The organism is Capnocytophaga sp. oral taxon 863 str. F0517 (genome assembly GCF_000466425.1).
Classification (GTDB): domain Bacteria; phylum Bacteroidota; class Bacteroidia; order Flavobacteriales; family Flavobacteriaceae; genus Capnocytophaga.
The window spans coordinates 42,590-49,620 of the sequence record NZ_KE992087.1; the positions used below are offsets into that span (position 1 = coordinate 42,590).

The window sequence follows — 7,031 nt, forward strand, 5'->3', positions numbered from 1 at the left end:
TAGCTATAGCACTTATACTTAATACTCTGCAAAGATAAGAAAAAAACAATGATTAATGAATAACTATCCATTGTTAATGCTATATTATTTTAACCATTAATGAGGGCACACAAGCTAATACTTAATCGTCCTTTTAATAAGGATTCCTAAAAGGAGCAGGAGCATCAGCCATAAGAGGAGAGGGCGGCGGTGGTGAACCTTCTGGCTTTGGTATTGGTGGGCATGGTATTGTCTAGTTTGGTGTTGGGTAAGTTGTTGGTAGTCTTGGTTTTGCTCTTTTTGGTGACTGACATTTCTGAGCTTCAGGGAAAGGTGAGGGGCTTGAGCTATAAGGATACGCTGGGCACCTTGCTTGATTTCGGCCAAGAGAGGGCGGGTACTCGAAGGGGCTAAGCAAGGGAGTGTATCGCCTGGCGACTGGGAGAGTTCCCATTCCAGTTCCTGCCATTGGTCGAGCTGGATTCGCTGTTCTTGTAGCCGTTGCTTGTATAGGGCTAAGCTATCGGTTTGCTGGGTGTGTAGCACCTGCTGGGTAGTTTGCTGGGAGCTCTTGCAGGCGACAAGCAGCAAGGGCAGGACCAGGGGCAATAGGGTTTTCATAGGCTTAGGAGAGTTGTTGGATGATCCGTTTGAGTTTGTCTGCATATTGAGGGTCGGTGGCATAGCCGGCCGCTGCGATTTCTTCGGCCAAGCGATAGGGGTCACTTTTGTACTGCATGGCCTTTTGGTAGCGCGGCAGCTGGGAGAGTAAGCGGGCATGGTCGGTGAAGGAGCCTTCGGGACTATCGTATTTGCGAAACCAATCCCGAACCACACAGAGGTATCTCCCCTTACCCATTTTCTTTACACTGATAACCTCTGGGAATTGTCCTGCCTCAGGCAAGGCCGAGAGAATTTCATAGGTTCGCAACAACTGCCGCTGGGCAAGAGGGGTGTCCTTCGTGGCTTTGATTCCGAAGAACATATTCCCTGGGGCATGCTTGCCCCAACCGGTCTCCAAGGCGGCTTGTGCCAAGATGAAGATAGCCGAAAGTCCTGTCTTTCGCTCACTTTCCATGGCATAAGGAAGGTATTTTTCTTTGAAAATATTCATACGATGCGCAATAGTTAATGATGCTATTAAAGTCCTACAGTGATCGTGACGGCATGTTGTCGTATCTCGGGTAGGGGTTTGAGCTTTTGGCCGAGTATCATCAGGTGAGGAGGGTCGGCTTGCCAAGAGGTGCGGATAGCGGTGATGACTTCTTGGACGATAAAGCGCAGGCGATAGCGAGCCGAGACATATCGGGCGCCCTCTACACCTTGATATACATAGATATCGGGTACATAGATAATGATTTGCCCCACTCCTGTGGTTGCTAATTCTTGCATGGTCGGCTTGCGATCCTTAGGAAAATGATATTCAAGGCATTGTAATACGATATCTTCCTTATAGGAGTCCTGAGGGCGATCGTTGCCTAAGTATATATCGCCGGTAAGGGCTATGCGATTCTTCAAGTCGTATCGCTTAAGGAGCTGATACAGATGGGTTTCTACATCGAATGTGGTCATTTTTTGAGTTTTTAAGGTTCTGAGATTTGGTTATACCCATAATCGGGAGTGGTATTGTCCTATATCACAGCGCTGGACGAGGGCTTCTACACGCACCTCTTTGCCCTGAGGGTCGTCGCTGATAAGGATACGCACTCCTGCGGGAAGGCGGGCGACTCCTTTGGGGAAATAGACTACCGAGGAGAAGCGTCGGAAAGAGGCATTGCCCCTTTGGACATGGTGATAGAGGGTGTTGGCCAAGGGTACTTCTTGTCCCTTGCTTTGGGCTTCTTCCCTACAGCGACATAGGAAGACAAGCGCTTGGGTAGGCGGCTCCCAGCTACCATCCTCGCGCTGCTGCACAGAAGAAGTGGTGATTACAAAAAGATAATGGGGATACTGCATGTTAATTTGTCAATTAGTCAATTTGACAATGAGCTCATTGGCCAATTAGCTTATTACCATAGGTTGCTTTTGTCTCTTAGTTGGGGCGTAGCTGTGGGAAAGAGTATATTTTTCTCTCCCAACTCGTAGCATAAGGCCGTGTAGTAACGTGCTATGGCGGCTAAGTCCCAGCTTTGGGAGAAGCTCCCTTCGCTTCGTTTTTGGGAGGTTGCCCCTAGTATAAGGGAGAAATAGCGGTAGATGGCGCTATCACAGCGCGCTATCTCTAATTGCCCCTCTGGGGAGAGCTGCCCCTTCTCCAGGAGCAGCGCTATAGTTTCTGGCTCTATCCCCATCGGGGACAGGCTCTTAGTAAGATAGTCTATATTCGTCATTCTTTATATTTTGGGTTTCACTTTTCATTGTTCATTTTTCACTATTCACTAATTTTTCTCCCACCTACTGGCACTAATCTGCATCAGTACGGAGCGACCGGCCAAGTTCCATACGGGGAAGAGGTTGGCGATTCCCTCGGTAATCTCCTTCACGGGCGATTCTTGGGAATATTTCTTGATAAGGGTATGGGCATGTAAGGCCTTGAGGGTACTGGAGGAAGGCATCTTCACATCGATAGGGGTCTTCCAGTAGGTATTGCCCAGCACCTTACTTTCAGAGAAGAGGATGACGTCATTGGCAAAAGGGTTGAGAGTTTCATGTTTTCCCTTACCGCTTTGCAGGGTTATCTCCTGGTCTATGACGATAATTTGTAGGCCTCGGTAGCTCTCGGCATGCTTGGCCAAATAGGTATTGACAGTCAGCAGGTCGGGGGTCTCTCCGGTAACATTCTGCAAGGTATAGGGCATACAACGCTTTATAACTTCCTCCTGTGAGGAGAACTTCAGGAAGGTATCCACATTCATAAAGGCGTACTTATAGGTAACCCCATGTTCATTTCGCCCTATGCTCATCGCCCTAGGAATGTCCTGGGTAAGAGGACGACCTTTTCCTTCGTTATAGGCTGTTTGCACTCCTATTTTCTGTTTGGCTGGGATGCGATAGTCCATCTCATACTGACTAACTACAGAAAAGTTGTTGTCCGCAGTGAGAGAGAATTTCCCTAAGGAGATTTGTTGTAAAGCGATCCACTCTGCACGAGCGGCAATTCCGTGCCAGCAGTACTTGGTATCGTCCGCCCAGAACTCTATCAAGGAGCGCATATCCGGATTTTCGCCGGAGGTAGCCACCATCAGGTCATAGTCTGTTAGTTCGTCTTCGTTTTTCTCTCGTGCGATGGAGAGCTTGGGTATCTCTCCGTAGAACTTATCCATACTCTTTCGCTCTTTAGCAGGGATAGAAGCGCCTCGGGCTACTACATCGGCCGCTACTTTCAGTCCTGCCTGTGCCTCCAGCATACGCCAAGAGAGCAGCGAGGTCTCCCTAAGGGGGAACAAGGTAGGATAGTAATACTGTTCTAAGTTGTAACTACTTACAACCGCTTGCAAATCGGCCTGCTTGAGGCCTACCATTAAGGATGAATTTATCATATGAGTTTTGTGTTTTGAGTTATCACTGTTCTTTTTTTCACTAAACAAAGAGAACCGTTTTGAGGTGTTCCCGTAGTGTTTGGGCGATAGGCAGGTTTTGTTTTTCTTTTATGACACAGATTAGCCAAGCCCCGCAATAGAGTTCGCCTTCGCGTGGTACGAGGGTACTGGCAGCCACCAAGGCTATGGGAACGACCTTGGGTTGCTTGTTATTCCCCTCACTGGCAAAAAGTGCTGTTTGCTTGGGGAGCATCACCGAGAAGGGTTGCTCGAGGGTGAGTATATCGTATTCTACGGATTGTTTATTGACCGATACGATTCTTTGGCCATCGGCTATATCCGCGGCTATGTAGTCTCCGGCCAAGAAATGATGGCCTTTTTCTACTTTCAACTCCTTGGAGTCACTTCGTATTTCGATGTAGGTGGAGGCAATCTTCTCCACCTGGTAGATGCCCTTCTCTCCTTTGCCTATAGGCGTACCGACCTGAAGATAAGCCCCTCCTAAGTTTTCTGAATGGAGTGTTACCCCTCCGGGCAGGTCGGCTATGGTGTGCATAAATAGTCCCGATGTAGGAACCGATGGTGTGTGATGTATCATTCTTTCTAATAGTTAATAGTTAATGGTTAATGATTAATGGTTAATTGTTAATGATTAGTCGCTGGTCGCTGGTCACTAGTCACTGGTCACTAGTCACTAGTCACTAGTCATTAGTCACTGGTCACTAGTCATTACCTACACTTCTTTTCCCTTGAACATTTTACCTTCATTTTGTTGTAATTGGATAAAGGTTGCGACCGAGGGCGAGACATGCTCCAGGGAAGCTCCCTTAGAGGAGAGAGGGGGTTGCTGCTGAGAGAGGCGCTGGTTAGCCAAAAGTTGGTTGGCCTGTAGTACATCTTCTCTTTTTTGGGCTAAGTACTGGGTAAAATCCTCCGCAGAGGCAAACTGCATACGCCTGAAGTCCTTGAGGCTTTGGTCTCGAAAGCTGCGATCTTCACAGCTATCTAAGGCCTCTTGTAGCGCGCTATAGCGCTGCTGATAGCTCTGGGCATCCTCATAACGGAGCAGGCGTTGCTCGAGCGAGGACACGGCTTGCCTCACCTGTGCCGCTACCAGCTGCTCCAGGGCAGGGGACACCACTGGGGGCTGTTCTTTCTTCTTGAAGGCCTCCGCTGGTACAAAGTCCTTGATCTGCTCCTCAGTGAGCTTGGTAATCAAGGCTTGGCTCTGATGACTATCCGGCCCTTGAGCGGCTAAATCACTGGCCAACGGCGCCAAATCTGCTGGGGCTAACTGTGGAAACTTCTGCTGAAGCAATGCTAAAATCTCTTCTTGATTCATGATATTTTATTTTTAAATTCTTTTACTCGTTGTTCGACGTTGCAAAATTACAACATTTTAGACTACGAAATCAAGTATTTTTCGTGTGAGAAGTAAGAATTTATACAATAAAAAATAATGTTAAACAAAAACGAGTTAATTAGAGAATATTTAACGTTGATTTTGTGCTATTTCAAAAAAAATGACGTATATTTGTCGGAACCTTCTAACTTAATGTCTTATGAAAAATTTACTTATCTATTGTTTTTTAGCGCTATTTGGATGGAGTGATTGCCTTTTTGCATCCTCCCATGAGATTGTTCTTCCTCATAGCAAGTTAGACCAACTATATACCTACCGTATAGTGGGAGTCGTAATGGATGTGAGAACACATGTGATCATCCCTGAGGCGATCGTTTCTCTCAAAAACCTCTCTACAGGACAGGAAAATACCTACTCCTGCGACAAAAGTGGCTCTTATGTCATCGTACTGGATGTCAGAAATAGCTATCAGATAAAGGCTACCGCCAAGGAATACACCCCTTCGGAACAATTTACGGTAAAAGAAAATAGCAATAACCCTGAGGAAACCCCTGTCAAAATCAAAGATTTTGAGCTCCTTAAGAAACACAATTAACACTGGTTAGCTGCTAAGCTTTGGCAATTAAAAAACAATTAAAAAAGAACATATGAACAAAATGATGCTTTCTGCACTCCTCTTAGCAGGAGTGGCCTCTATAGCACAAGCGCAAGAGGAGAATGCTCCAGAGAATTCCTTCACCCTATCGGCTCAGCTACGCCCTCGTTTCGAATACCGAAACGGTGCTTATGTGCCCTTACAGGAAGGAGAAAAACCTGCTATCTTGGTCAATAACCGCACACGCCTGAACTTCAATTATCAGCACGGTGACCAATTGCAATTCTACGTTTCGCTACAGAACGTCAACATTTGGGGACAAGCACCTCAAGTACAAGTCAAAGATCGTACCGGCGGACTTTCCGTATTCGAAGCCTACGCTGCCCTTCCTCTCTACAAGGATGTCAATGCCAAAATAGGCCGACAAATGATCGTGCTCGACGAAGACCGTATCTTCGGTTCCCTTGATTGGCACCCTGCCGGACGTGCGCATGATGCGATCAATATCAATTGGAAAGCCTCCGAAAAGCTCTCCCTACGCTCTTTCTTTGCCTTCAACCAAAACTACTTCGAAGGAAAAATTACTAGTGGAAATGTCAATAACCCTAAAGGACAGTTCTTTGCTCCAGGTGGCCAACCTTACCAACACCTAGAAGCAGTACATGCGCATTACGACTTCGCCCCTACTCAAGGACTTTCTGTTTTGATAGCTAACCTCGGACAACGTAACGACCTTGTTGATAACAATGATTACAACATGCAGACCATCGGTTTCCACTACCGCGGTAAGTCCGATGCGCTACGTTATGGTGCTGAAGGATACCTACAAACTGGTAAAAATGCAGCAGGTAAGGACAAAGAAGCCTTCCTATTGGCAGGTTTGGTAGGATACCAATTCACCCCTACTTTCTCCGCTACCCTCGGAGTGGATTACCTCAGTGGGAATGATACCAATAGCAGCTCTGACAAAGACAAGGCTTTCAATCCGTTCTCTGGTACCAACCATAAGTTCTATGGCTTCATGGATCACTTCTACGTAAGCTATTCCCCTAGCTATGGCCTCTTGAACCCTTATCTAACCCTTAACCTCAAGACCTCCGATAAGGGAAGCCTCTCCGCTACCGGACACTATTTCCACTCTGCTGGAAAAATTCTCGGTGATCAAGGAAGCAAAACACGCCTCTTGGCTGTAGAAGGTGACCTCGTTTATACCCATAAGATCCAACAATATGTTTCCCTACAAGCAGGCTACTCCCTTATAGTCCCTTCTAGCACCTACAAACAACAACGCGGGCTCAACTTAAAAGTACGCAAACAACAGGATTGGCTATGGTGCAGCCTCAATATCAACCCTAAGCTCTTCTCTGCTAAATTCTAATCGAATCTTGTGTTTTGAGCGATAATTCATAACTAAAAACGCACAACTAAAAAGGACTGCCTTGAGATCTCAAGGCAGTCCTTTTTTACTAACTGCTGACAACCAACCTCTAAGTCCAAATCTGTTAAATTTCTTGACTTTAATAATTTATTGTTGTAATTTTGCAACTCAAATAATTCACTTGTGACAATTGATAATTAATACGAATCAATAGTTAAAATAATACACTTTATATAG

General features: G+C 46.2%; 10 protein-coding genes. 2 read left to right on the top strand and 8 right to left on the bottom strand.

Annotated elements, in window-relative coordinates:
• Positions 1-114: 114 nt before the first annotated feature.
• From HMPREF1551_RS01210 to HMPREF1551_RS01245, 8 genes are all read right to left on the bottom strand, one after another.
• On the bottom strand, positions 115-645 hold the full coding sequence (locus HMPREF1551_RS01210) for a hypothetical protein (protein WP_155851595.1): 531 nt from the start codon (positions 643-645) through the stop codon (positions 115-117).
• Entirely contained in the window at positions 605-1,093 is a 489-nt protein-coding gene (locus tag HMPREF1551_RS01215; RefSeq protein ID WP_021627169.1) for a glycoside hydrolase family 73 protein, read from the bottom strand. The genes HMPREF1551_RS01210 and HMPREF1551_RS01215 overlap by 41 nt, the downstream gene beginning before the upstream one ends.
• Before the next feature lie 26 nt (positions 1,094-1,119).
• Positions 1,120-1,551 carry a hypothetical protein gene (locus tag HMPREF1551_RS01220; protein WP_021627170.1) on the bottom strand — a complete coding sequence of 144 codons (432 nt, stop codon included), beginning with the start codon at positions 1,549-1,551 and terminating at the stop codon, positions 1,120-1,122.
• Positions 1,552-1,581: 30 nt separating this feature from the next.
• Entirely contained in the window at positions 1,582-1,935 is a 354-nt protein-coding gene (locus HMPREF1551_RS01225; RefSeq protein WP_021627171.1) for a hypothetical protein, read from the bottom strand.
• Positions 1,936-1,988: 53 nt separating this feature from the next.
• A complete protein-coding gene (locus HMPREF1551_RS01230; protein WP_021627172.1) occupies positions 1,989-2,309 on the bottom strand; it encodes a DUF6706 family protein in 321 nt (106 codons plus the stop codon).
• Positions 2,310-2,357: 48 nt separating this feature from the next.
• Positions 2,358-3,458: a major capsid protein gene (locus HMPREF1551_RS01235; RefSeq protein WP_231374943.1), complete on the bottom strand. Its 1,101-nt coding sequence runs from the start codon at positions 3,456-3,458 to the stop codon at positions 2,358-2,360.
• Between the two features lie 40 nt (positions 3,459-3,498).
• The gene (locus tag HMPREF1551_RS01240; protein WP_034544053.1) at positions 3,499-4,056 is read right to left on the bottom strand and encodes a hypothetical protein; all 558 of its coding nucleotides are present in this window, start codon (positions 4,054-4,056) and stop codon (positions 3,499-3,501) included.
• 135 nt (positions 4,057-4,191) lie between these two features.
• Positions 4,192-4,800: a hypothetical protein gene (locus HMPREF1551_RS01245; protein WP_021627175.1), complete on the bottom strand. Its 609-nt coding sequence runs from the start codon at positions 4,798-4,800 to the stop codon at positions 4,192-4,194.
• Positions 4,801-5,020: 220 nt separating this feature from the next.
• On the opposite strand from HMPREF1551_RS01245, the gene HMPREF1551_RS01250 reads away from it, so the two are divergent.
• Positions 5,021-5,416, top strand: a complete 396-nt coding sequence (locus tag HMPREF1551_RS01250; RefSeq protein WP_021627176.1) for a carboxypeptidase-like regulatory domain-containing protein — start codon at positions 5,021-5,023, stop codon at positions 5,414-5,416.
• Between the two features lie 52 nt (positions 5,417-5,468).
• Entirely contained in the window at positions 5,469-6,794 is a 1,326-nt protein-coding gene (locus HMPREF1551_RS01255) for an alginate export family protein (protein WP_021627177.1), read from the top strand.
• Positions 6,795-7,031: the final 237 nt, after the last annotated feature.